The 23,749-nt window shown below is 64.0% G+C and carries 18 protein-coding genes; 11 read left to right on the top strand and 7 right to left on the bottom strand.

Annotated elements, in window-relative coordinates:
* Positions 1 to 340 precede the first annotated feature (340 nt).
* Entirely contained in the window at positions 341 to 673 is a 333-nt protein-coding gene (locus HLH28_RS05175; protein ID WP_182955488.1) for a hypothetical protein, read from the bottom strand.
* Between the two features lie 69 nt (positions 674 to 742).
* Positions 743 to 1,228 carry a GlcG/HbpS family heme-binding protein gene (locus tag HLH28_RS05170; RefSeq protein WP_182955486.1) on the bottom strand — a complete coding sequence of 162 codons (486 nt, stop codon included), beginning with the start codon at positions 1,226 to 1,228 and terminating at the stop codon, positions 743 to 745.
* 1,605 nt (positions 1,229 to 2,833) lie between these two features.
* On the opposite strand from HLH28_RS05170, the gene HLH28_RS05165 reads away from it, so the two are divergent.
* Together HLH28_RS05165 and HLH28_RS05160 are read left to right on the top strand one after the other, a co-directional pair.
* Positions 2,834 to 3,505, top strand: coding sequence for a flavin reductase family protein (locus HLH28_RS05165; protein WP_182955483.1), 672 nt, complete (start codon positions 2,834 to 2,836; stop codon positions 3,503 to 3,505).
* A 199-nt stretch (positions 3,506 to 3,704) separates the two neighbouring features.
* Positions 3,705 to 4,439 (top strand): TetR family transcriptional regulator, encoded by a 735-nt coding sequence (locus HLH28_RS05160; RefSeq protein ID WP_246395689.1) that lies wholly within the window; start codon positions 3,705 to 3,707, stop codon positions 4,437 to 4,439.
* A 16-nt stretch (positions 4,440 to 4,455) separates the two neighbouring features.
* Here the strand turns inward: HLH28_RS05160 and HLH28_RS05155 are convergent, their stop codons facing one another.
* Together HLH28_RS05155 and exaC are read right to left on the bottom strand one after the other, a co-directional pair.
* On the bottom strand, positions 4,456 to 5,739 hold the full coding sequence (locus HLH28_RS05155) for an NAD(P)/FAD-dependent oxidoreductase (protein ID WP_182955480.1): 1,284 nt from the start codon (positions 5,737 to 5,739) through the stop codon (positions 4,456 to 4,458).
* A 71-nt stretch (positions 5,740 to 5,810) separates the two neighbouring features.
* Positions 5,811 to 7,313: an acetaldehyde dehydrogenase ExaC gene (exaC, locus tag HLH28_RS05150; RefSeq protein WP_182955477.1), complete on the bottom strand. Its 1,503-nt coding sequence runs from the start codon at positions 7,311 to 7,313 to the stop codon at positions 5,811 to 5,813.
* A 401-nt stretch (positions 7,314 to 7,714) separates the two neighbouring features.
* Between exaC and HLH28_RS05145 the strand changes: the two genes are divergently transcribed.
* Positions 7,715 to 10,240 (top strand): excinuclease ABC subunit UvrA, encoded by a 2,526-nt coding sequence (locus tag HLH28_RS05145; protein ID WP_182956019.1) that lies wholly within the window; start codon positions 7,715 to 7,717, stop codon positions 10,238 to 10,240.
* 41 nt (positions 10,241 to 10,281) lie between these two features.
* Here the strand turns inward: HLH28_RS05145 and HLH28_RS05140 are convergent, their stop codons facing one another.
* Positions 10,282 to 10,761, bottom strand: a complete 480-nt coding sequence (locus tag HLH28_RS05140) for a YaiI/YqxD family protein (RefSeq protein WP_182955474.1) — start codon at positions 10,759 to 10,761, stop codon at positions 10,282 to 10,284.
* A 164-nt stretch (positions 10,762 to 10,925) separates the two neighbouring features.
* On the opposite strand from HLH28_RS05140, the gene HLH28_RS05135 reads away from it, so the two are divergent.
* The 8 genes from HLH28_RS05135 to HLH28_RS05100 all read left to right on the top strand — a co-directional run bounded on the left by HLH28_RS05135 (position 10,926) and on the right by HLH28_RS05100 (position 20,939).
* A complete protein-coding gene (locus tag HLH28_RS05135) occupies positions 10,926 to 11,339 on the top strand; it encodes a VOC family protein (RefSeq protein WP_182955471.1) in 414 nt (137 codons plus the stop codon).
* 96 nt (positions 11,340 to 11,435) lie between these two features.
* Entirely contained in the window at positions 11,436 to 12,794 is a 1,359-nt protein-coding gene (locus tag HLH28_RS05130) for an MFS transporter (RefSeq protein WP_182955468.1), read from the top strand.
* Positions 12,795 to 12,948: 154 nt separating this feature from the next.
* On the top strand, positions 12,949 to 13,362 hold the full coding sequence (locus HLH28_RS05125; RefSeq protein ID WP_182955465.1) for a hypothetical protein: 414 nt from the start codon (positions 12,949 to 12,951) through the stop codon (positions 13,360 to 13,362).
* Between the two features lie 56 nt (positions 13,363 to 13,418).
* Positions 13,419 to 15,128, top strand: a complete 1,710-nt coding sequence (gene ade / locus HLH28_RS05120) for an adenine deaminase (protein ID WP_182955462.1) — start codon at positions 13,419 to 13,421, stop codon at positions 15,126 to 15,128.
* A gap of 258 nt (positions 15,129 to 15,386) precedes the next feature.
* Positions 15,387 to 17,087 (top strand): alginate export family protein, encoded by a 1,701-nt coding sequence (locus HLH28_RS05115; protein ID WP_246395687.1) that lies wholly within the window; start codon positions 15,387 to 15,389, stop codon positions 17,085 to 17,087.
* 306 nt (positions 17,088 to 17,393) lie between these two features.
* Positions 17,394 to 18,449 carry an NAD(P)-dependent alcohol dehydrogenase gene (locus HLH28_RS05110; protein WP_182955456.1) on the top strand — a complete coding sequence of 352 codons (1,056 nt, stop codon included), beginning with the start codon at positions 17,394 to 17,396 and terminating at the stop codon, positions 18,447 to 18,449.
* 169 nt (positions 18,450 to 18,618) lie between these two features.
* Positions 18,619 to 19,764 carry an acyltransferase family protein gene (locus HLH28_RS05105; RefSeq protein ID WP_182955453.1) on the top strand — a complete coding sequence of 382 codons (1,146 nt, stop codon included), beginning with the start codon at positions 18,619 to 18,621 and terminating at the stop codon, positions 19,762 to 19,764.
* A 308-nt stretch (positions 19,765 to 20,072) separates the two neighbouring features.
* Entirely contained in the window at positions 20,073 to 20,939 is an 867-nt protein-coding gene (locus tag HLH28_RS05100) for a 2OG-Fe(II) oxygenase (RefSeq protein WP_182955447.1), read from the top strand.
* Positions 20,940 to 20,950: 11 nt separating this feature from the next.
* On the opposite strand, the gene HLH28_RS05095 is transcribed toward HLH28_RS05100, so the two are convergent.
* Positions 20,951 to 22,483 carry a lipopolysaccharide biosynthesis protein gene (locus HLH28_RS05095; RefSeq protein ID WP_182955444.1) on the bottom strand — a complete coding sequence of 511 codons (1,533 nt, stop codon included), beginning with the start codon at positions 22,481 to 22,483 and terminating at the stop codon, positions 20,951 to 20,953.
* Positions 22,484 to 22,544: 61 nt separating this feature from the next.
* Positions 22,545 to 23,699, bottom strand: coding sequence for a glycosyltransferase family 2 protein (locus tag HLH28_RS05090; protein WP_182955441.1), 1,155 nt, complete (start codon positions 23,697 to 23,699; stop codon positions 22,545 to 22,547).
* Between the last annotated feature and the right edge of the window lie 50 nt (positions 23,700 to 23,749).

Genomic DNA, 23,749 nt, shown 5'->3' with positions numbered 1-23,749 from the left:
TCTCATCCCGCTGCAGGATCGTGGATCCGGACAAGCCCACGGCACAAGGCCAGTCGCTGCATGGGACGTCTTCCTTTCCGTTATAACAACCGGATGTCCCACCATCGCCATGGACCGTCCGGAACCTGTCGGGCCCGTACGAACCGGCACCCCGAAAGAACCGGATGCCCCGTCACGGCAGCAACCGGCTTCTATCGCGATCCTGTTTTCAATAGATGTCCGGCGGGAACGCCGCGTTGATGTGAATCAATCGGCGCGGATTTTGACAAAACCGCGATGACGGCGTCCGTCGCCAGTTGGTCGCAACCGGGCCGTCGCAGGTACGTCCCGGTACGCGGCATCAGCCGGGATCCGCCCCGTTCTCCACCTCGCGCAGCAGGTGGATATAGCGTCCGGCGTCAAAGCGGGGCTTGATGAACATCCGGCGTACTGCCGTCATTCCAGTGTGGGTAAAATAGGCCCGCGGCGGCCCCTCTTCGGCCACGACCCGCAATAATCCGCGCGCCACCAGGTCGCGGATCGATGCCGGGATGCGCGGCTGGCCGGTGCGCGGTCCGCTTTTCCAAATCGGCAGGATGATTCCGTCCGACAGGGATGGATTGTGTCCGGAATAGGTGCCGAAGGCCCATCGGATGAAGCGCTCCTCGGCCCGGGTCAGGGTGGTCTCTCCCATTTCATTCGCTCGCGTTCTTGTTTTTGTGTTTTTATGTTTCTACGCGTTATCCAGCCCTGTGGGCCGGCGCTACTTCACCCCAGCCAGGGCCGCCAGCGCAACCTGTTCGTCATGTTCGGGCGTATCAAGCGACACGCCGATCCCGCCGACGAGCTGACCATCAATGACGATCGGCTCGCCCCCCTTCATCATGACATAGCCCTGCGCCGTCACCAGCGCTGGTCGCGGTCCGTCAATCGCGCCCTCCAGAATTGCGGTCGGACGGTGAAACATCACCGCCGTGCGGGCCTTTCCCGGTGCCAGATCGACACTGGCCCGCATATAGGCATTGTCCATGCGCGTCAGCGCCATCAACTGTCCGGCATCGTCGACGACGGCGACGACACCGGGCCAGCCGTTACGCGCGGCCTCCCGCACCCCTGCCTGCAGCAGACGTTCGGCCAGCGCCAGGGTCATCACCGGCCGCGAGGTCAGGCCTGGCGTCGCCGCCACGATCACCCCGGGGCTCGCGACCAGCGCGAGCCCCAGGAAGAACGCGGGTATGTAGCGTGTCATCGTGCCGATCATCATCCTCCCCCTGCTTCATCCGTCCTGCGGTAAGGCCCCATCGTCATGATGGTGACGGGTCAACGGTGTCCCTGCTTTCCGGCGTCGGTCCGCTGTCGATCGTCCTGCGGATCCGCGCGATGTCCTGCACGCCAACCGGCGTGCATGGTTCCCCCCGCTTGTCCGGATGAAGGTCGCGACATCCGCCGCGGCGCGATCGTCCAGCCGCCATCCCAGCCTCGCCGACGCCATTCTCCGGAAGAAACGATCCGTTCTGGCGGTACGGCACGCCAGAACCTCGACGCCATGCCGCGTTTTCCACGACAGATCCTGGTACAGCTTGCCACCGGTCGAATACGACAGTTCCCGTTCCCTTTCGCGTATCGTGCACGGCCGGAGGCCGCGACAGTGGTCATCGTTCACATCTTCCTCTCGCGGGAAGACCGCATATAAGTGAAATCATTATTTCAATCTCGTATATTTATTTATATTGGAGATCGAAAGGCGTGAAATATCCAAATATGGCAGAATTATATTTCAAATTTACATTAACAACGGGACCACTCCACTTTTCGTTTCCTGTGGAAGTCGTTTTGTTATAACAAAAAAGGTGACGATAACTCCCTTTTATTCAAAATAATACTGCTATCAATCATTATATCTTCTGGACAAAAAATATCCTCGACAAATGAAAATGGCCACACATCTTTTGTTCACATAAAAGTCAACAATATTTGTCGTTTTAAAACTGAAGTCTACTCGGTATATCCGCTTCGATTTCGGCATATATACCTAATTTTCCTATTACAAATCATGACAAAACGTGGAAGAAGACGCCCGGAATCGCTTCCAGAACCCGCTCCCTCGTCTCAGTTCGTGTAACTTCCGGCGCCAATTACGTTCACGTAAAAGTCATGTAAATCGCGGAGTGTGCGACATGCCCTATAATAATAAGAAAAAAACATGAAATGTAGCGTATTGGCGATGTCGCGCTTTTTTCACATATCAGAATCGCAAAAATGAATATCCTCCATCTTCCCGTCGCGCTCTCGATGTGAACATCCGGCGGACCCGCCTCTGCCACCGTACCCCGGATTACGTCGACCAAAATCACGCTGGGCCGGATTTTGCGTCTCCTCGTCCCGCCACCGCCCTGCCGAATGGACAGGCAATCGTGTCGCCTCATGGGGATGCATCGTCCCCCGTTGAATCGAATTGGACCCGCTCTTCCGGAGCGGCACGGTACCCTTCCTGCGCACGAAGTTTATATCGGCGGATCCTTCCCTGCTTCTGCCATCTCGGCCGCGGTATCGGATCGGCGTGCTGTATTCCTGCTGCCACGTCCGAGACCGCTTGCATGATGGCAAGGCGATCCGCGGCAGGCCAGCGTGGCCCCGGGCACGACGATGCTGATGCGGCAAACCAATGCACCGGTGATTGAGGCCTATACGGCTTCGCCCCGATCCATCCCGGCGAAACGTCGCCGCCCCCGGGCACCGCGTAGGCGGGCCTGAAGGTGATCGCCACGTTGCAGTAATCGCGCCCTCGACGACGGAATGTTCCTTGCCCATATCTGTCGGCCCGGGAAACGACCGGGCATCAGGGGGCAGGATCATGGTGGACGACGACTTCCATTATTACGAACCGCGCGACGGGCACGGCCTGCGGCACGATCCGTTTTCCGCCATCGTCGGGCCGCGCCCGATCGGATGGATATCCAGCCGATCGGCCCAGGGCCGTGCCAATCTGGCACCCTACAGTTTCTTCAATGCTTTCAACTACCGCCCGCCGATCATCGGCTTCGCCAGTGTGGGCTGGAAGGACACGGTCGCCAACATCCGTGACACCGGCGAATTCGTATGGAACCTCGTCACCCGCTGCATGGCGTCCCGGATGAACCTGACCTCCGCCGCCGTGACGCAGGACGAATTCGCCCTGGCCGGCCTGGCGCAGGCGCCCGCACGACTGGTCGGTGCGCCGCGCGTGCGGTCCAGTCCGGTGAATTTCGAATGTCGGCTGACGCAATTATTCCCCCTGCGCGACCAGCGGGGCGTCGAGCTCGAGACCTGGATGATCATGGGCGAGGTCGTCGCGGTACATATCGACCGGGCCATGCTGGTCGACGGGGTATATGACACCGCCCGCGCCCACCCGATCCTGCGCGCGGGTGGCCTGGGCCGCTATGCCGGGATCACCGAGGCGGCGATGTTCGATATGAACCGTCCCACCGACGACGACGATGTGGCGGCAATGGTGCGCGCCCTGGATGCCACGCCCGACACCTGAACCCGCATGCGGATCGGACGCTCCATGATCCGCGTTGCGCGCCGACCTTACACGCTGTCCGGTCTGGGGCCACCGATTTTTCACAATACGGACTGGCGTAACGACCGCCGCAGGCATCGCGTCGAATCCCCATGCACAGTATCAGGTTTTTTTGAAACCGAGGGTGTCGAAAAGAGTATTTTGAGTTATCCTGGCGTCCTTGGGTCAAAGCACCCGTCATGACCGGCTTTTTCCTATATTCGGCCAGCCGCTCCCCATTCTGAAAGCGACCCTCATTTTGCCGTCTTCTTCTTCCGTCCAGTCCCGACACCGCGCCGTGGCGTATTCCACAGACCAGCGGAAATCCTGTTTGCCCTCACGGCGTGAACAGCGACGTCATGAAACGAGGGAGGCCCTGATCGCCGCGGCGATGAGGCTGCTTTCGGAAAAGGGCTTCAACGAAACCACGGTCGACGAGATTGCCGAGGTCGCGGGGATCTCGCGCCGCACGCTTTTCCGGTATTTTCCGACCAAGGCAGACATTGTCACCGCATGGACGCAGCAGATGACGGACGTCCTGACGACGAGCGTGCATCATTGCCCGACCGATTTCACGCCTCGGGACATCATCCGCAGTGCCCTGGAAGCCGTGATCCCGAAAATCGCGGCAACCCGTGAGGAAGCGTTTTCCTCCGTCTACCTCATCGAACGTACACCCGCACTCCTGCCCGTCAGTTTGCGCAAATATGCCCAATGGGAGGACAGCCTAGCGGACGCTCTCGTTATCCGCCTTCCGGCCTCGCCCGACAGGAAACTCGCGGCCCGTGTCGCCGCGCGCTCGGGCATTGCGGCGTTCCGAACGGCGGTCGACGAATGGATCCGGCTGAAAGGGCGCCGTGATCTGGGTGTCCTGCTGGGAAAAATCATGCTGCTGCAGAGCGAGACCCTGTCCTGAAAAACGCCAGGATCCGTCAGTCCAGACGCACGGAAGGCCGCACCTTGGTGTCGACCCAGTCGGCAAGACAGGACAGCATGCCACGAAGAAGACCGTAGAGTTCCACCTGGTGCTGGCGATAGAGCATAAGGTGGCCCAGCCGCGCGGACAATCCACGAAATATTCCACCGCCGAAGACCGCGCCGCCCGGCAGCGTGCCCCAGCCATTATAGTTGCCCAGCGCGATAATAGCGCCCTTGTTCCGGAAAATGCAGGACGGGACAGCGCGTTTGCCCCGCATCCACGCGGGAAGAGTGCGCGCCAGATGATGGGCCTGCTGCCGTGCGACCTGCGCCGTCGGAGGAAGCGGGTCGTCGGCAATGAACGAGCAATCCCCCATGGCGAAAATCCGTTCGTCATCGACCGATTGCAGGTTGGGCTTGACCAGAATCTGACCGGACCGGCTGAGGGAAAGGTTACCAAATCCCCTGGTGACATCGGGTGCCTTCACGCCCGCCGCCCAGACACGCAATTTTGCGGGAATATGCGTGCCATCTTTCAGGGAAAATCCCGCCTCGTCGGCCGCGGAGACCATGGCGGACGTGCGGACCTCAACGCCGATCCGGGCCAGTTCACGCTGCGCCGCTTCCGACACGCTTTCCGGAAAAGCTGGAAGAATGCGGGGACCGGCTTCCAGCAGGGTAATCCTGAGCCTTGGCGGCGTCTTGCCGAAGGAATGCAACCCGACGATGTCCAGCGCCTTGTGCAGCTCGGCCGCAAGCTGCGTGCCCGTGGCGCCGCCGCCCACGATGGCAATATCCAGCTCGTCGTTCGTGGCGAACGCACGGAGAAGTTCCATGCGGAATTTTTCATTGAAACCGTTGGCTTCGACAAGATTGTCGATGAACAGGCAATGCGCCGTGACACCGTCTGTCCGAAAATCATTGGCGCAACTCCCGATTGACAGGATCAGCGCATCATATTCGACCGTCCGGCTGTCCAGAACCACGGCACCGTCGGAGGAATGGAAAGGACTGAGAACGACCTCCCTCTTTTCCCGGTCGATCGAGCTTACCTCTCCGGGCCAGAATTCGAAATGATGGCTGCTGGCCTGCGCCATGAAGCTGATGCGGTCATTTTCATTCTGGGCCGTCCCCGCCGCGAAGCAATGCAGCATGGGCTTCCAGACGTGGGAAAAGCTTTTGTCGATCAAGGTAATCCGGGCTTCCCCGGTTTTTCCCAGCGCGTCCCCCAGCCGGGTGGCCAGGGCAAGCCCGGCGACGCCGCCGCCCACGATCAGGATTTCAGATTTTGCCGCCATTACGCCTCAGGGTCCGCCGCGCTGGATGGAAGTGAACGGGGCGGGATGCCGCGCACCCCGTCCCCCCGGGATCAGAAGAAGCCGAGCTTCTTTTCGCTGTAGCTGACGAGCAGGTTCTTGGTCTGCTGGTAATGTTCCAGGACCATTTTGTGCGTCTCGCGCCCGATGCCCGATTTCTTGTAGCCGCCGAAGGCGGCATGGGCCGGATAGGCGTGATAGCAGTTGATCCAGACGCGTCCGGCCTCGATGCCGCGCCCCATGCGGTAGCATGTGTTGGCATCCCGCGACCAGACACCCGAGCCCAGGCCGAACGGCGTATCGTTGGCGAGAGCCAGGGCCTCCTCCTCGGTCTTGAACGTCGTCACGGCCAGGACCGGACCGAAAATTTCCTCTTGGAAGATGCGCATCTTGTTATCGCCGCGAAAGATCGTCGGCTGGACGTAGCATCCCTCCTTCAAGGCTGCGCCGAGGTCGGGCGTGCAGCCACCCGTCAGAAGCTCCGCGCCTTCGTCCTTGCCGATCCCGATATAGTCGAGGATCTTGCGCTGCTGCATCGGTGAATTCTGGGCGCCCATCATGGTCTCGGGATCCAGCGGGTTGCCCTGGCGAATGGCCTTCACCCGATGCATGGCCCGTTCGATGAAGCGCTCATAGATCGATTCCTGAATCAGCGCCCGACTTGGGCAGGAACAGACCTGTCCCTGGTTGAGGGCGAACATCGTAAACCCCTCGAGCGCCTTGTCGAAATAATCGTCATCACGGTCCATGACGTCGGCGAAGAAGATATTCGGCGACTTGCCGCCGAGTTCCAGCGTGGAGGGGATGAGATTCTCGGCCGCGGCGTGGGCGATCATCTTGCCGGTCGGCGTGGAACCGGTGAATGCGATCTTGGCGATACGCGGACTGGTCGACAACGCGGCCCCCACATCGCGTCCAAGGCCATTGACGATATTGAGGGTGCCGGCCGGGAAAAGATCACCGATCAGTTCCATCAGCAGGAGAATGCTGGCCGGGGTCGTCTCCGCCGGTTTCATGACGACGCAGTTGCCGGCCGCCAGGGCCGGCGCCAGCTTCCATGATCCCATCAGCAGCGGAAAATTCCAGGGGATGATCTGGCCGACGACGCCGAGCGGTTCGTGGAAATGATAGGCGACCGTCGTATCCGTGATTTCGCTGAGAGCGCCCTCCTGGGCCCGGATACATCCGGCGAAATAGCGAAAATGGTCTATCGCGAGGGGAACGTCCGCATTGAGCGTCTCGCGAATGGGCTTGCCGTTGTCCCAGGTTTCGGCCCGCGCGAGCAGATCGAGATTGGCCTCCATGCGGTCCGCCGCCTTCAGCAGGATCAGGGACCGCTCGGCCGGCGAGGTACGGGACCAGGATTTGAAGGCCTTATGGGCCGCGTCCACGGCCAGTTCGATATCTTCGGCCGTGGATTGCGGAACCTCGCAGAGCGTCCTGCCATCAACAGGCGACGTGTTCTTCAGGTACTGGCCCTTCACGGGCGCCGTCCATTCGCCGCCGATATAATTTTCGTAACGGCTTTTGAAAGGTGGTTCTTGGGTGAACGACACGATCCCTCTCCCTTGTTTTATGGCTGGCTATTGGCCTGGCAAAAAGGACCGGCTCGAAACAGGACCAATGCGGCCTTGGTTGTCTATGTTTATCGGTATATAGTGAGACCTGCGAACACAAGGAGCCGAGCAATCACATCCATGTGAAAAACGACACTAAGTGTCAGTTTTATGAATAAAATATATCGCCGTAACAATATATTAGATGAATATCCGGTCGACATCACAGCTCGATCAGGCGACATTCCCCAATCCCGCCGGGGCGGCGTGGCGCGAAGGCTGTCGTCACCCTCGATCATGCCGGGTGGGTCCATGTCGGTTCCGATCATCGTCAGGGCGCGGTTATGGTCTAAACCGTCCCCTGGACCAGACGACCGGAAGATTGCGCCGATATGCCCGACATGACCCCCGACCCGACACGCGACGCCCCCCCTCCCACGGATGCCGTGCGCGTCCGTGGTGCGCGGGAACATAATCTGCGCGATGTCAGTCTGGACCTGCCGCGCGACAGGCTGGTGGTATTCACCGGGGTGTCGGGTTCCGGCAAATCGTCGCTGGCCTTCGGCACGTTGTATGCCGAGGCCCAGCGTCGCTATCTGGAATCGGTTTCCCCCTACGCGCGGCGGCTGTTCCAGCAGATGCCCGTTCCCGACGTCGATTCCATCGATGGCCTGCCGCCCGCCGTGGCGTTGCAGCAGCAGCGCGGCGGCAGCACCAGCCGGTCGTCGGTCGGCAGCATCACCACGCTGTCGAACCTGCTGCGGATGCTGTATTCCCGCGCCGGGACCTATCCGCCCGATCTGGCGCTGCTGGAGGCCGAGTGCTTTTCCCCCAATACGCCGATGGGGGCCTGCCCACGCTGCCACGGGCTGGGGCGGATTCACGACGTCACCGAGCGCACGCTGGTGCCCGACGACAGCCTGTCGATCCGCGATCGCGCCGTCGCCGCCTGGCCGACCGCGTGGCAGGGCCAGAATCTGCGCGACATCCTGATCACCCTGGGCATCGACGTGGATTGTCCCTGGCGCGACCTGCCCCGCGACACCCGCGACTGGATCCTCTTCACCGACGAAACGCCGACCGTCCCGGTCTACCCCGGGCTGGACCGTGACGCCGTGCGGCGTGCGATCGCCCGCAATATCGAGCCATCCTATAATGGCACCTTTACCGGCGCCCGACGCTATGTGACGCAGACCTTCGCGAAATCGCAGAGTGCGGCAATGCGCAAGCGCGCCGAATCCTTCATGGTCGCGACCGACTGCCCGTCCTGCCACGGCCAGCGGCTGAACCCCGATGCGCTGCGCGTCACCTTCGCCGGGCTGAACATTGCGCAACTCGCCGCCCTGCCGCTGGCACGGATCGCGGACCTGCTGGTGCCCGCATCGGTGGCGACCGGCATCGGGGCGACAGACATTGCGGCCCGGCGCATCGCCGCCGACCTGATCGGGCGCATCGGCGTGCTGCTGGACCTGGGGCTGGGCTACCTGCAACTCGATCGCGGGGTGCAGACCCTGTCGCCCGGGGAATACCAGCGCCTGCGGCTGGGCACGCAGATTCGGTCCAGCCTGTTCGGCGTCGCCTATGTGCTGGACGAACCGTCGTCGGGCCTGCACCCCGCCGACACCCAGGCGCTGCTGGCGGCGCTGGACGGATTGCGCGGCGCCGGCAATTCGCTGTTCGTCGTCGAGCATAATCTGGACGTCGTCCGCCGCGCGGACTGGATCGTCGACGTCGGCCCCGACGCCGGCGAGCGCGGGGGCGAGATCCTGTACAGCGGCCCGCCGGACGGCCTGCGCGACGTGGCCCGGTCGCGGACGGGACCCTATCTGTTCGCGCCCCCCGCCCCGATCGCCCGCACGCCCCGCGAACCGGCCGGGTGGCTGCTGCTGGCGGACGTGACATGGAACAATCTGGCCGGGCTGGAGGTCGCCTTCCCCCTGGGCGCGTTCACAACCGTCACCGGCATATCCGGATCAGGCAAGTCCAGCCTGGTGGGCCAGGCGCTGGTCGGCATCGTCGCCCGCGCGCTGGGCCAGGCGCTGCCGGCCGAAACGCCCGACGGCGCGCAGGACGGTCCGGCCCCCGCCCCCCGCGAACCGCAGGGCCGCGTCGTCAATGGACTGGGGGCCGGCGGGTTGGCCGGGGTGCGGCGGCTGGTTGTGATCGACCAGAAGCCGATCGGCCGGACGCCGCGATCGAACCTGGCGACCTATACCGGCCTGTTCGATACGGTACGCAAGCTGTTCGCCGACACCGACCTTGCACGCAGCCGCCGCTATGACGCCGGGCGGTTTTCCTTCAACCTGCCCAAGGGGCGCTGTCCGACCTGCGAGGGCGAAGGCTCGGTGATGGTGGAGCTTCTGTTCCTGCCCAGCGTCTACGCCCCCTGCCCGACCTGCCATGGCGCACGCTACCGGCCCGAAGTGCTGGAGGTCACGTATCGCGGCCATTCGATTGCCGACATCCTGGGCCTGAACGTGGACGGCGCCTATGCATTGTTCGCCGATCATCCGGCGCTGGAGGTCAGCCTGGAGACGCTGCGCCGGGGTGGACTGGGCTATCTGCGGCTGGGCCAGCCGGCAACGGAACTGTCGGGCGGAGAGGCCCAGCGCATCAAGCTGGCCACCGAATTGCAGAAGCAGCGGCGCGGCCACACGCTGTACGTCCTGGATGAACCGACAACCGGGCTGCATCCATCGGACGTGGACCGGCTGATGGCCCATCTGGACAGCCTGGTCGCCGCTGGCCACACCGTCATCGTGGCCGAGCACGACATGCGCGTCGCCGCCGCCGGCGACTGGATCATCGATCTGGGTCCCGGGGCGGGTGACGCCGGCGGACGGATCGTCGCCGCCGGACGCCCGACCGACATCGCCCAGGCCCCGGACAGCCGGACCGCGCCGTTCCTGCGCCGGGTGACGGGCTGACAGGGCGCGGGCCGAAGGCAGCGGCCTCGGCGCCCTTGTCCCTACCCTTCCGGCGGTCGCCGGACGGCGACGGGCCGCCGCCGCAGGCGGACGATGACCGTATCCAGCGCCGAAAGGAAGGCGGACCGGTCGGCCTTGCCGAAGGGCCGATTATGCGTCGTCACGGTTCCCGTCGAGCGCAGGTCGTCCATTAGGTTGCGCATCGCCAGGGTCATACCGATCGAATCCGCGTCGAACAGACGCCCCTTCGGGTCCAGCGTCGCGACCTGTCCGGCGACGCAGCGCGCGGCCAGCGGAATGTCGGCGGTCACGACGATATCCGCCGGCCCGACGTGGTCCACGATCCAGTCGTCCGCGACGTCGGGGCCATGATCGACCACCACCCGTTCGATCAGCGGGGTGTCCGGCACCGCGATCATCCGATTGGACACCACGAACACCCTGATCCCGTAGCGCAGGGCGACACGATAGGTCTCGTCCTTGACCGGACAAGCGTCCGCGTCGATGAAAATGCGGGTCATCCGCCCCCTTTCTCTATCCGGCGCCAATCCTAGCGTGGCCCTGCCGCGCGGCAAGGGCACGGTCTCGGGCCGGAAATCTTGCGGATACGGCGGTGTCTGCGTCAGGATCCGTCCGCGCCGCACGGCGCGATCCCGCATCGGGACAAACAGGAAAGGCCGCCGGCATGAAGATCAACGCCTATGTCTTCGCCTTCAACGGACGATGCCCGGAGGCCTTCGCCTTCTACCACGCCGCGCTGGGCGGCAAGATCACGGCCATGGTGCCGTTCGCCGACACGCCGATGGCCGGCAGCATACCCGCCGACCAGCACGACCGCATCTGCCATGCCACACTGACGGTGGGCGATCAGGTCCTGATGGGATCGGACGGCATGCCGGACAGGACCGTGACACCGGCCGGGTTCTCCATTTCGGTCACCGCCGATACGGCGGAAGAGGTCGGACGGATCTTCACCGCCCTGTCGGACGGCGGCAGCGTCACCATGCCGGTCCAGCAGACCTTCTGGGCGCCGCAATTCGGCATGCTGGTCGACCGGTTCGGCGTGTCGTGGATGGTGGGATGCGACGCGGCCCCCTGAAAGTCCGCCGCGGGCACGGTCGGGAAGGAGGCTTGCAATTCCGGTCCGCTTCGTGGTGGATGCACATCCCGCGTAACGAACCATGGACCCCGCGTAATGTCCTCGACCGTCGTCGCGCAGCGCCCCGCCGGGCTGAGCGGCAGGGAATTGCGCACCCTGGCCCTCGCCGCCCTCGGCGGGGCGCTGGAATTCTATGATTTCGTGATCTTCGCCTATTTCGCGAAGATCATCGCCCAGCATTTCTTCCCCGCCGCGCAGCCCGACTGGCTGCGCCAGACCGAGACATTCGGCCTGTTCGGGGCCGGCTACCTGGCACGGCCGCTGGGCGGCGTGATCATGGCGCATTTCGGCGACACGCTGGGCCGCAAGAAGATGTTCGCCTTCAGCGTCCTGCTGATGGCGGTGCCGACCCTGCTGATGGGCCTGCTGCCCGGCTTCGGCATGCTGGGGGTCGGCGCGCCGCTGGCGCTGCTGGTGCTGCGCATGTTGCAGGGCGCCGCGATCGGGGGTGAGGCTCCGGGCGGATGGGTCTTCGTCGCCGAACATGCCGGCGCGGGCCGCATCGGGCTGGCCTGCGGCCTGCTGACCGGCGGGCTGACGGCGGGCATGCTGATCGGATCGCTGGTCGCGCTGGCGCTGAACGCAGCGCTGCCGCCCGCGACCGTGGCCGACTGGGGGTGGCGGATCCCGTTCCTGCTGGGCGGAGTCTTCGGCCTGATCGCGATGATCCTGCGCCGCTGGCTGGAGGAAACGCCGGTCTTCGCCGAAATGCATGCGCGGGCCGAACTGGCCCGGCGGCTGCCGCTGGCCACCATCCTGGGCGAGCATCGCCTGGCGGTCATCCTGTCGATGGTGGCAACATGGACGCTGACGGCGGCGATCGTGGTCCTGCTGCTGATGATGCCGGCGCTGTTGCAGACGCTGCACGGATTTTCGTCGTCCGCGACCCTGTACGCCAGCCTGGTCGCCACGCTGGCCATCACCGTGGGCGCGGTGCTGGTCGGCGCGGGCACCGACCGGTGGGGACTGCGCGCCATGGTTTCGCCGGTGGTGGGCCTGCTGATCGTGGGCGCATGGGGCCTGTACGACGTGGCCCCCGCCCATCCCGGCTGGCTGCTGCCGCTGGCCGCCCTGGCCGGGTTCGGCGGCAGCTACGTCAGCCTGGTGCCCGTCGCAATGGTCGGCGCCTTTCCGGCCCCGGTCCGTTTTTCCGGCCTGTCGTTTTCCTACAATCTGTCCTACGCGGTCTTCGGCGGCCTGACGCCGGCATTCGTTTCGGCCCTGGTGACCCGCAGCACGGTCGCGCCGGCCCTGTATGTCGGGGGAACGGCCCTGGCGGGCGCGATCGCCCTGTGGGCCATGCCGGGACAGGGCGGCATCGCCCCCGGCGACATAACGCGTGACACGGCCGTTCCTGTTCCCGACGATGGCACGGAACATCTGTCCGGGGCGTGACGCCCCCGCATGCATCGTGCGCAGTGCGTAGTGCGTCCTGCGCGACCGCGGCGACGGTGAATGCCTGCCTTTCGATGGCGGGATATGGCGGGATGGCTACGCACCTGATAGGTCCGACGGCGGGACAGGCCGCAGCAGCAGGACGAACAGGGCAATGACCACGGGCAGGACGCTCATCAACGGGATCAACGACCGGGTCGCGATCCGGCTGACGGTGATCTTCGGCAGTATCTGGTGTGTCTACGCGTTCCTGTTCTTCTCGCTGCTGCCGCTGGCCGCACCGGCGTGGCAGAATACGCTGCTGTATGTCAGCAACTGCATCCAGCTTGTGGCGCTGCCGGCCCTGATGGTCGGCAACGCCATCCTGTCGCGCAGTTCGGACGAACGGGCGGCGGCCGACCATGCGGCCCTGGTCGAAATCCTGGATGATGTCCGCGCCGAATTGGCCGACCTGCGCCAGATCACGCACGGCATCGACGCCCGTACCACCGACGACCCGACGCCCGAAAACGTGTCGATCAACCAGACCGTCATCGCATTGGACGCGGCCTCCCTCCCCGGCCATTGAAGCATTCCGGGGCGTATGCGATGGACGCAGCGCCCCCCGTTGTGCTTAAGGATGTCATGAGCACGATATCGCATGACGTCCTCGCCCGCCGGATCCGCCAGGGAAGCGGGCAGGAGACACCCGACCTGGTGGTCCGGAACGTCCGGCTGTTCGACCTGGTGACCGGGGACCTGATCCCGACCGACATCGCGATCTGCGGCGACACCATCGTGGGCACGCTGGGCTGCCATGACGGGACCACCGTCATCGAAGGCCATGGCCGGATCGTCGTTCCGGGCTTCATCGACACGCACCTGCACATCGAATCCTCGCTGGTCACGCCGTTCGAATTCGAACGCTGCGTCCTGCCGCACGGCGTCACCACCGCGATCTGCGACCCGCACGAGATGGCGAACGTGCTGGGCGTCACGGCGCTGCGCTATTTCCTGGATGCCGCCACGCGGATGGTCATGGACCTGCGCGTCAACTTGTCGAGCTGCGTGCCGTCGACCGCGCTGGAAACCTCGGGCGCCGTGCTGCGGGCGGACGCGCTGACGCCGTTCATGGACCATCCCAAGGTGATCGGGCTGGCCGAATTCATGAACATGCCCGGCGTCCTGTCCTGCGAGGACGATTGCATGGACAAGCTGGTGGCCTTCGCAGGCCGGCATATCGATGGGCATGCCCCGCTGATGACCGGCCAGCGGCTGAACGGATACCTGTCCGCCGGTATCTCCACCGACCACGAGGCCACCCGCGCGGACGAGGCCCTGGAAAAGATCCGCAAGGGCATGACCGTGCTGATCCGCGAGGGATCGGTCTGCAAGGACCTGGCGGCGCTGGCGCCGCTGCTGACGGTCGCGACGTCGCCGTTCCTGGCCTTCTGCACCGACGACCGCAATCCGCTGGAAATCGCGCACGAAGGCCATGTCGACTTCATGATCCGCAGCGCCATCGCCCGTGGCGTGCCGCCCCTCGCCGCCTATCGCGCGGCCAGCCTGTCGGCAGCGCGGGCGTTCGGGCTGACCGATCGCGGGATGCTGGCCCCGGGCAAGCGGGCCGACATCGTCTTCCTCGACGATCTGGAGGGCTGCGTGGTGTCGGACGTGCTGGCCGGCGGCCGGCCGATCGGCCCGGCACTGGCGGCGCGGCCGGTCGTCGACGCCCCGGGGCGGAACAGCGTGCACCTGCGCCGGCCGGTTACGCCGGCCGATTTCGCGGTCCCCGGCGACGGCCGGGACACCCCGGTGATCGGCATCATTCCCGGACAGATCATAACCGATTTCCTGACAATCGACCTCGGCTGCCGTAACGGGACGGTGCTGGCGCGTCCCGATCTGGACGTGGCCAAGGTTGCGGTCGTCGCGCGGCACGGGCTGAACGACAATATGGGCCGGGGCTTCGTGCGCGGGTTCGGGCTGCGGCGCGGGGCGCTGGCATCCTCGGTCGGGCACGATGCCCATAATATCTGCGTCGTCGGCGTCGATGACGACGACATGGCGGCCGCCGCGAACCGCCTGGCCGAGATCGGCGGCGGCTTCGTGATCGTCGAGAACGGGCAGGTGCGCGAGGAACTGCCCCTGCCGATCGCTGGCCTGATGAGCGACGCGCCGTTCGAAATCGTGCGCGACCAGCTGATCGCCCTGCGCGCGGCGACCCGCGCGATGGGCGTGACGCTGGAAGAACCCTTCCTGCACCTGGCTTTCCTGCCGTTGCCGGTGGTCCCGCGCCTGAAGATCACCGATCACGGCCTGGTCGATGTGGAGCGGATGATTGTCATCGGCTGATCGCCCGACGAACCCATCCTTTCGGGGCCTGTCAATCGGGATCTACTGGAAAAAAACGGCTGCCGGCAAGGAAAGCAGGAGAACACGCAAATTCGAAGTGACGAACCGCGACTAATGTTCCACAACACATACAGGACAGGGTTGTAGTCATAGCATAACTGTGATCGGCCCCAAGATCAAAAACAAGACAAAGACCCGATCATGCGTGCGTTCGCCAAATTCTCTACATACTGCTCCTTCCGAAATTGTCGGTTGGGTATGTTGCCCGTCACTGTCGGCATTGCATTCACCTTGCCGGCGCATGCTGCGCCGGCCGCCGCCGACAGTACCGGCACGCATATCCAGCTTTCACCGGCCAGGACCGCCGGGACACCTGCCGCCGGACCGACCGTGGCCGACGCCGCCGTCCCGCACGCGCCGGCGCCCAACATGCTGCCCCCGCTGACCAGCCGGCCGGAACTGTATGGAAATCCGCAGTTGCTGGAGCTGCATCCGCTGCCCCCAGCGCAGTTGCACCAGGGACCGTGGGGCGTCTTCAACACCAATACCGCCGCGGCGGCGGGATTCGGCACCGTGGGATATTACGCCGTATCGCGCTGGGCCGAGGTCTGGTCGGGCCTGCGGCATAATCAAAACCGCATCGATTGGGCCGATCCCCTGAAATACATTCCGTTCAATGAATCCGGATCGATCTACCTGACATTGAGCGGCAATTTCCGCCATCACGGCTTCTACGACCAGTTCGCACAGTTCGGCGCAGTGAAGCGGTCGCCCTCCTACCGGTCGAACCTGCGCTTCAACCTGGGTGCCGACCTTCATCTGGGCGAGCATGTCCGCCTCTATGGCGAACTGATGAACGGCGAAGCCGGCGGCATGAATTATTACGGCTATACCGGCCGCTGGCGGTCGAAGCTGGATGCGCAGCAGGCTTTCGTCGAGGTCCGGGGCAGGCTGCTGGGGGCGACGACAGGCATCATGGTCGGACGCATGACGTTCCTGGATGTCCCGCCTTACGTATCGGGCGGCAGTGTCTATCCCACCATCCCCTATTCCTGGAACGGCATCCGGGGCTATGCGTTCTGGAAGCGATTCCGGGTCGACCTGTTCGACCTGACACTCACGAACGACAATCCGTATCTTCCCTTCCATGATCAGGTTGGATACCGATCGCGCCTGTTCGGCGCCTATACTTCCTACGCGGTGCCGCAATTCACCTTCCTGGGAAAGAAAAGCCAGGTCTTCGTGGATACGTTCTACCTGGGCTACCTCCTGGCCAGCAGCCCGATCCCCAGGCAGGACGGCGCGACGTTCGGCAGCCAGGCAGGCTCGACCCGGCGCGACACACCGGGCATGCGGATCTGGGGCAATGCGGGACCGATCGAATTTTCGGCGGGCGGAATGTGGCAGGGCGGCTATTTCAACGCTGCGAAGAACGGACCCGCTCGCCCGGTGTCGGCCTACAGCTTCAACGCCTCGCTGTCCTGGCGCTTTGCCAAATGGTGGGGCAAGCCGTCGATCGGCGTGCAGGCCGATGACGCGTCGGGCGGCGACGCCCGCCGGGGCGCGACCGCAAGCTGGGGCAATTTCCTGTCGCCCTGGGTACCCAGCGCCTATTACCTCGATATCAGCACCGATCTGGGCCTGTCGAATATCATCGATATCGGACCACTGATCACCCTGACCACCAGCCCGAATACCAACCTGATGCTGAAGGCACCCGTCGTGTGGCGCAACAGCGTCAACGACGCGGTCTATACCTCCAGCAACACCTTCTATTCCTACCGTCCGCGCGGCGGGGCCTATACCGCGACCATCCCGCAGGGCAGCTTCACCTGGCGCGCCACGCGGCATATCACCCTCAGCCTCGATGGCGAATATCTGTTCGCCTCGCGCGCATTCACACGCGGCGGCGCGACCTCGGGGGCTTACGTGCAGTCCAACCTCGATTTCACGTTCTGACGCGGGATACGAAGACCCGCTGAACGCACAGGCGCGTTTCGGGGGCCGGCACCACACGCAGGCGCAACCGACCGACATGATCGGCACGACCGCGATCGTGCTGTCCGCACAGGACCCGCACGCGCTGGACAGGCCGGCGCGCTGCCCACAGAATATACCGACCGGATGCTGGAACGCCGGGGCGCCCAACGTGGCGCCCTCCCCAGCCGTGCATCTGCCACGCCGCAGGACGGGACCCGACCGATCAGGACCCGACCGATCGTCCTGCGGATCCATCCCCTGACGACCAGGAAGGAGCCTCCCGCCATGTTCGCATGTACAGGTTACGCCGCCACCGCCGCCGATGCGCCCCTCGCCCCTTTCGGGTTCGAGCGACGCGATACCGGGCCCGAGGACGTCCGCATCGACATCCTGTTCTGCGGGGTATGCCATTCCGACCTGCACCAGGCCCGCAACGAATGGCGCAACACGATCTATCCATGCGTCCCGGGTCACGAGATCGTCGGCCGCGTGACGGAAACGGGCGCGTCGGTCACCCGCTTCAGGGCCGGTGACCTGGTGGGCGTCGGCTGCCTGGTCGATTCCTGCCGCACCTGCCAGAGCTGCCGCGACGGGTTCGAGCAATATTGCGAAAACGGATTCGTCGGCACCTATAACGGCCAGGACCTCCATGGACGCGGCATCACCTTCGGCGGCTATTCCCGCGCCATCGTGGTCGACCAGGCCTTCGTCCTGAAAGTGCCGGGTCACCTGGATCTCGCCGCAGTGGCGCCGTTGCTGTGCGCCGGCATCACGACCTATTCGCCGCTGCGCCACTGGAAGGTCGGGCCGGGCCAGCGCGTCGGCATCGTCGGCCTGGGTGGTCTGGGCCACATGGGGGTCAAGTTCGCCCGCGCCTTCGGGGCGGAAGTCGTCCTGTTCACCACTTCCGCCAGCAAGATCGAGGACGGGCTTCGCCTCGGCGCGCACGAGGTTGTGCTGTCGCGCGACCCGGACGCCATGGCGCGCGAGGCCGGACGCTTCGATTTCATCCTGGATGCGGTCGCCGCCAACCACGACATCAACGCCTACCTGAACCTTCTGAAGCGCGACGGCACCCTGGTGCAGGTCGGCGCGCCCGAAGACCCCCTGCCGGTTTCGGTGTTCGGCCTGCTGATGAAACGCCGCAGCTTCGCCGGCTCGCTGATCGGCGGCATTCCCGAAACCCAGGAGATGCTGGATTTCTGCGGCGAACACGGCATCGCCGCCGATATCGAGATGATCCGCATGGATCAGATCGAAACCGCCTACGAACGGATGCTGCGGTCCGACGTGAAATACCGCTTCGTCATCGACATGGCGACCTTGCCGGCAGGCGCGTAGTCCTGGAGGCGGGTCGACCACCACAGACCCGCCCCTTCTTCCACACCCGTTCCACGGCATGGAAGAAATATCGGAACGATTCCCCGATCCGATCATTATGGTCCTGTCAGGCCCGGCGGGATGCGATATCCTGAAGTCCTTGCAGCATGACGTAGGACGGAGCCCCAGCATGCGGACGCCCCACCCCGCCCACGCCGATCGAGACGCACCGAACCGCAGGGCCGGGAATGTCGCACCCCCCTCGCCCGATCATCTGCGCGGCCGCAATACGATCGTCTCGATCCAATATCTCCGGGCCATGGCGGCGATCGGTGTCGTGCTGTTTCATCAGTTCCAAAATATCTTTCCCGACGTTAGATTTTTCCAGCACGGCGTAGACCTGTTCTTCGTCATCAGCGGATTCATCATGATCGCGCTGACCGATGGACGCGATATAGGGCCGCGACATTTCTACCTGGACCGCATCGCGCGCATCGTCCCGCCTTACTGGGCCGCCACGGCCCTGACGATTCTGCTGGCGGCCGGAGGCATCTTCACGCCCTCGGTCACCGATCGGAGTCCCGGCCACCTGCTGGCCTCGCTGCTGTTCATTCCCGCCTGGGGACCAGGCGGTCATATCTGGCCGACGCTCTATCTGGGCTGGACGTTGCAGTACGAGGTCTTTTTCTATCTGGTTTTCGGCGCCCTCCTGATGCTGGACGGTTCACGGCGCCTCGGCGTCGTGGCCGTCCTGTTTGGTACTCTCGTCATGCTGGGCGCCACGTGGCCGCCCCGTACACCGGCCCTGACGATCTATACCTCCCCCCTGCTTCTTGAATTTCTTGCCGGCATGGTACTGGGACGCCTTTACGGCATCCGGCTGAACCGGATGCCGGGCCGATGGATTGCCGGCGCTACGGCCGCCCTGACGATCGGCTTTCTTCTTCTCATCCCGTTCCACCATGACCTGCTGTTCGGCGCGGGGGCGATCGTCATCGCATCGGCGGCTCTTTCCCTCGAACGCGCGGGATATATGCCGCGCAGCCGCATCCTGCTGGAATTGGGCGCGGCGTCCTATGCGATATATCTGTTTCAACAGATTGCATTCGACATGACCGGCAAAATTGTCGGCAAGGCGGCCAGCCTGTCGGGATTGCCCGTTCTGACGACAACCCTGCTGCACCCGGCCAACGTGCTGGCCGCGTTGCTTCTGGGCGTAATGATGCACAGGTACCTGGAAAAACCCCTGACAGAGCAGGCCCGGATTTTCCTGAACCTGAAAACGCGTGGCGCCGCCCACCGAATGGTCGAGGGCAACACCGCCGGCAGGCTATAGAATCATCGCAGGATACAGCGTGGCGGCATGTGCGCCATGCTGCGGCCAGAAAGACGCCTCCAGCGTTCAGATCCTCGCCTCAGATACGAACTGCGCCGGATATGCAACCGAATGCTTTACATCATTTTGTAATATGAGATAGCGTTCACACCGTTCAGCCCATGGTCACGGTCCCGTTTTAAACCGGAGATGCCATGTCAGAGCGAAAACGGAAACCCGCGCCTGTTTCACCCATTTCCCGCCCGGGCTTTTCGACATCGGCCTGTCATTCATTCTCCTCGTCCCACACCTGTGATGAGCGATTTAATATGGGTCCGACCATTTCTGGCGATACACCGTCCATCACGGGGTCATTGCCCCCCTTCACCGTCCGTGCGCTCGGCCTGAAGGAATCGGCCGAACGATTGCGGGGCCGCTATCAGTCGGCACACCCATTCCCCCACCTGATCATCGACGACCTGTTTCCGGAAAATTGGCTGTTGCCGATACTGGACGCGTATCGCCATCGCAGCGATTGGCAATGGCAATGCTATGATACGGCCCTGCAGAAGAAGACCGCTACGGTTCCGAATTCAGACCTTCCATCCCATGTACAGAGATATTTCGATTTTGTTTACTCCGGTCCGTTTCTTCGTCTGCTGACCAGCCTGACGGGTATCGAAAACCTCCTGCCTGATCCATCCCTTTTCGGGGGCGGCATGCACGTGGTGTCGGGCGGCGGACATTTCGACCTTCATATCGATTTCCAGAAACATCCCCAGACCAGCCTGACCAATCGCCTCGCGATGCTGACGTATCTCAATCCGGATTGGGACACCCAAAATGGGGGAAATCTGGAACTCTGGACGGTGCGGCCATCCGCGCGCGCGGTGGAAATCGCGCCCCATTTCGGACGAACCGTGCTGATGGAGCAGTCGAAAATAGCGGCTCACGGGCATCCGACCCATATCAAGCCCGGCCTCGAACGTAAGGCGCTGATTGCCTATTTCTACACCAACGATGCAACGGCGGACATGAAATCAACGACTGTCTATGTTTCACGACCGGGCCAGTCGGCAAGCGCCCGCTTGCAGATCGCGCTGCATAATACCCTGCCGACCCCGATCGTACGGCTGTTGCAGAAAGTCCGGCGCAGGGTACGGGCCCGCATGACGCATCGTTCCCGCGGGCGCTGAATACGCCGCAATCAGCCGCCCGACGCCACAGCCTGCGGGGCGGCGAGCCTGACCCGACGGAATTTTCCGATAATCCCCCCAAAACGATCGCACAACTGATCGAAGACATCCCGCCTCAGGACATAGAGAATGACGGGATATAATCCCGTCCCGACACCACCGATCACGATGATTCTGGCCAGATCATACGTCCGGATCACCGGCATCACAGAGATCAGATAGCCGCCGCCAATCGCCAGAGCGGATACCAGAAACGGCATGATATAGAGTTCGAGGACCCGGCCGACCGCAACACCGCACCGGCGCAGAATCAACAGCGAACATAGCGGTGGGTACGTGAAGTAATAGATCGCCACCGCCACCGCCACGCCGAACGCGCTGCCCAGCAGCCCCCCTGCGATCGCCATGCCGAAGAAGATCGGCGCCGAGATCAGGGCGAAGATCAGTCCGGCGCGGAACTCGCGCCGCGCGCTCAACAGTGATCCGGTGATCCACGACACCGCGTCGAAGGGCAGGCCCATGCTCAGGATCTGGACGTAGGGCACCGCCTTGATCCAGCGTTCGCCGAACAGGATATGCAGCCCCGGCCCCGCGAGGGCGGCCTGCATGAAGCAGAACGGCACGACCATATAGGCCAGCAGGCGGCATGCCTTCAGCGCGGCCTCGGTCTGGCGGGGCGGGTCGCCCCGCAACTGGGCGAAGGCCGGCAGCAGGACGTTGATGAAATTCCCCGCCAGCATGCGGACGGGTTGCGCCGAGAACCGGAAGGCGAAGAAATACAGGCCGACCACGGAATGCGAGGCGATGAGCCCCAGCACGATATAATCCCCCTGATTGACGATTTCGATGATCGTCCGCGTCGCGAAGACGGTCGTGCTGCTGCCCAGTATGTATTGCAGTTGCACCTTCCGGAACATCCGGCCGATACGCGGCGGTGCCTTCCACCAGAACAGCGCCGCCTTGATGACCGCAAGTGCCGGGATCGGGATGGCAAAGCTGTATGCCCCGCAACCCAGCCACGCCAGAAGGATCGTGCCCAGTTGCAACGCGAAGATTTCGAACGTGTTGTATGCGGCCAGGAACCGGAAGTTCATGTCGGCGCGGATCCTGACCGAGGGCACGGTGGCCAGCGTCTTGATCGGCGTCGCGACGGCCAGGGCCGCGATCAGCCCCACCAGTTCGGGGGAATGATACCAGCGTGCGGCGAACGGCGCCGCGGCCAGCATGCCTACCATGCCCAGCATGCCCAGCGACAGGCAGATCCAGAAGGCGGGCGCGGTCCAGAGCATGATCGCCTTCTGGCGTTGCAGCAGGACATCATCTACTCCGAAGCTGACCAAGGCGTTGGCGATCCCGAACACGGTATAGGCCAGGCCGATCACACCGAAATCGGCGGGCGTCAGCAGCCATGCCAGCGCCAGTTGCGAAACGAAGCCGATTCCCCGCGCCGCAACGCTTTGCACGAGCAACCAGAGGAAGCCGCTGGTGGCCGCCTTGCCCAGACCGCCCTGCCTGCCAGCGGGCCGTTCCGCTTGTGCCGTCATGAAACCCCCAATAACTCTTCAGGATTGATGCGATCCGTCCCGGCTCGCGCGATGGTCGGCATCAGGCCGGCTGGACGCGTCCGGCCGCCCGCTTGACGGCATCTCGCAGTCCCGCCGGCAACACCAGGCGGAACGAGATACGCCCCAGCAAGACGGGATAGCGGGCCGGCGACACCAGCTTCGCCGCATCGCGAAGGCGGCCATGGATCGCCAGGCGCGTCGCGGTTGCCATCAGCAGGTCCGCGATCTCCGCCCGATTTTCGACCGTAATGGGGGCATGCGGATCCCGCACTGCGCGGCGAATGAAATCACAGTCGGCGCTGTCCGGCTCATAAGGCCGATAGAGGGCCAGCGCCACCAGCTTCATCCCCAGCGCCAGGGCCAGCCATGACCGCTCGCCGCCCGTCAGGCCCGCGCATCCGGACTGGAAGAAATCATCCAGCGTGACCGACGCCTCGCGCTGACGCATCGTGTCGGGCGTGAAGACCAGGTCGGGCTGCCCGGCCCGCCGTCGCCGCGCCGACAGGGCGGCCATCTGAGACCAGAATGCCAGCGACCGGCCGTTACGGATGGACCGGCTCGAGATACTGCCGGCATGCACGCGATAGGACCCGAAATTCTGGTCGATGTTCCGCAATGGCCCGATTTCGGACAGGCGCCAGTACAGGTCGCTGTCCTCGGCGACCGCCAGGCTGCGGTAACCGCCGACCCGGTCGAACGCCGAGCGCCGCATCAGCAGGAACGGCTGCGGCAGATAAGGCTCCCGCGCAGGCGCCCAGGCCGGATCGGCCGCATCCACGGATGCCAGGCGCACCCGCCCGCTTGTCGGCCGGCCATCTACGTCGATATGTATCCCCCCGCCCGACACGGCAACGCAGTCCGGATGCTCCTCCAGGTACCGCACCTGTCGCTCCAGACGATCGGAGGCGGCCAGGTCATCGGCATCGTGCCGCGCGATGAACGGCGCGCCGCATGCCCCCAGCCCGTGGGACAGCGCCGCGACGATCCCCTGGTTGGCCTGTGTCAGGACCGTGATCCGCGGGTCGTCGCGGGCCATCCCGGCCAATATCTCGCCCGTCCTGTCCGTGGATCCGTCATCGACGACCACGATCCGGATGTTCCGGATGGTCTGGCCGCGAAGGCTGTCGATCGACGACCGGATCGTGCTCTGCGCATTATAGGCCGGGACCAGAACGTCGATAATCGGGTCCGTCATCGCAACATGCCTCCCTCTCGTTCATCCCACGGCAGACGATAGGCCGGCCC

Origin of the sequence: Gluconacetobacter tumulisoli (assembly GCF_014174155.1) — a bacterium.
Taxonomy (GTDB): domain Bacteria; phylum Pseudomonadota; class Alphaproteobacteria; order Acetobacterales; family Acetobacteraceae; genus Gluconacetobacter; species Gluconacetobacter tumulisoli.
Note: the sequence above shows the minus strand (reverse complement) of the source record. Positions and strands in the feature narration are given on the sequence as shown.

Coding starts and splice junctions, on each gene's coding strand:
- HLH28_RS05175 (WP_182955488.1), bottom strand. CDS start 673: ATGGGAGAGACCACCCTGACCCGGGCCGAGGAGCGCTTCATCCGATGG.
- HLH28_RS05170 (WP_182955486.1), bottom strand. CDS start 1,228: ATGACACGCTACATACCCGCGTTCTTCCTGGGGCTCGCGCTGGTCGCG.
- HLH28_RS05165 (WP_182955483.1), top strand. CDS start 2,834: ATGGTGGACGACGACTTCCATTATTACGAACCGCGCGACGGGCACGGC.
- HLH28_RS05155 (WP_182955480.1), bottom strand. CDS start 5,739: ATGGCGGCAAAATCTGAAATCCTGATCGTGGGCGGCGGCGTCGCCGGG.
- HLH28_RS05145 (WP_182956019.1), top strand. CDS start 7,715: ATGACCCCCGACCCGACACGCGACGCCCCCCCTCCCACGGATGCCGTG.
- HLH28_RS05140 (WP_182955474.1), bottom strand. CDS start 10,761: ATGACCCGCATTTTCATCGACGCGGACGCTTGTCCGGTCAAGGACGAG.
- HLH28_RS05135 (WP_182955471.1), top strand. CDS start 10,926: ATGAAGATCAACGCCTATGTCTTCGCCTTCAACGGACGATGCCCGGAG.
- HLH28_RS05130 (WP_182955468.1), top strand. CDS start 11,436: ATGTCCTCGACCGTCGTCGCGCAGCGCCCCGCCGGGCTGAGCGGCAGG.
- HLH28_RS05125 (WP_182955465.1), top strand. CDS start 12,949: ATGACCACGGGCAGGACGCTCATCAACGGGATCAACGACCGGGTCGCG.
- ade (WP_182955462.1), top strand. CDS start 13,419: ATGAGCACGATATCGCATGACGTCCTCGCCCGCCGGATCCGCCAGGGA.
- HLH28_RS05115 (WP_246395687.1), top strand. CDS start 15,387: ATGTTGCCCGTCACTGTCGGCATTGCATTCACCTTGCCGGCGCATGCT.
- HLH28_RS05110 (WP_182955456.1), top strand. CDS start 17,394: ATGTTCGCATGTACAGGTTACGCCGCCACCGCCGCCGATGCGCCCCTC.
- HLH28_RS05105 (WP_182955453.1), top strand. CDS start 18,619: ATGCGGACGCCCCACCCCGCCCACGCCGATCGAGACGCACCGAACCGC.
- HLH28_RS05100 (WP_182955447.1), top strand. CDS start 20,073: ATGGGTCCGACCATTTCTGGCGATACACCGTCCATCACGGGGTCATTG.
- HLH28_RS05095 (WP_182955444.1), bottom strand. CDS start 22,483: ATGACGGCACAAGCGGAACGGCCCGCTGGCAGGCAGGGCGGTCTGGGC.
- HLH28_RS05090 (WP_182955441.1), bottom strand. CDS start 23,699: ATGACGGACCCGATTATCGACGTTCTGGTCCCGGCCTATAATGCGCAG.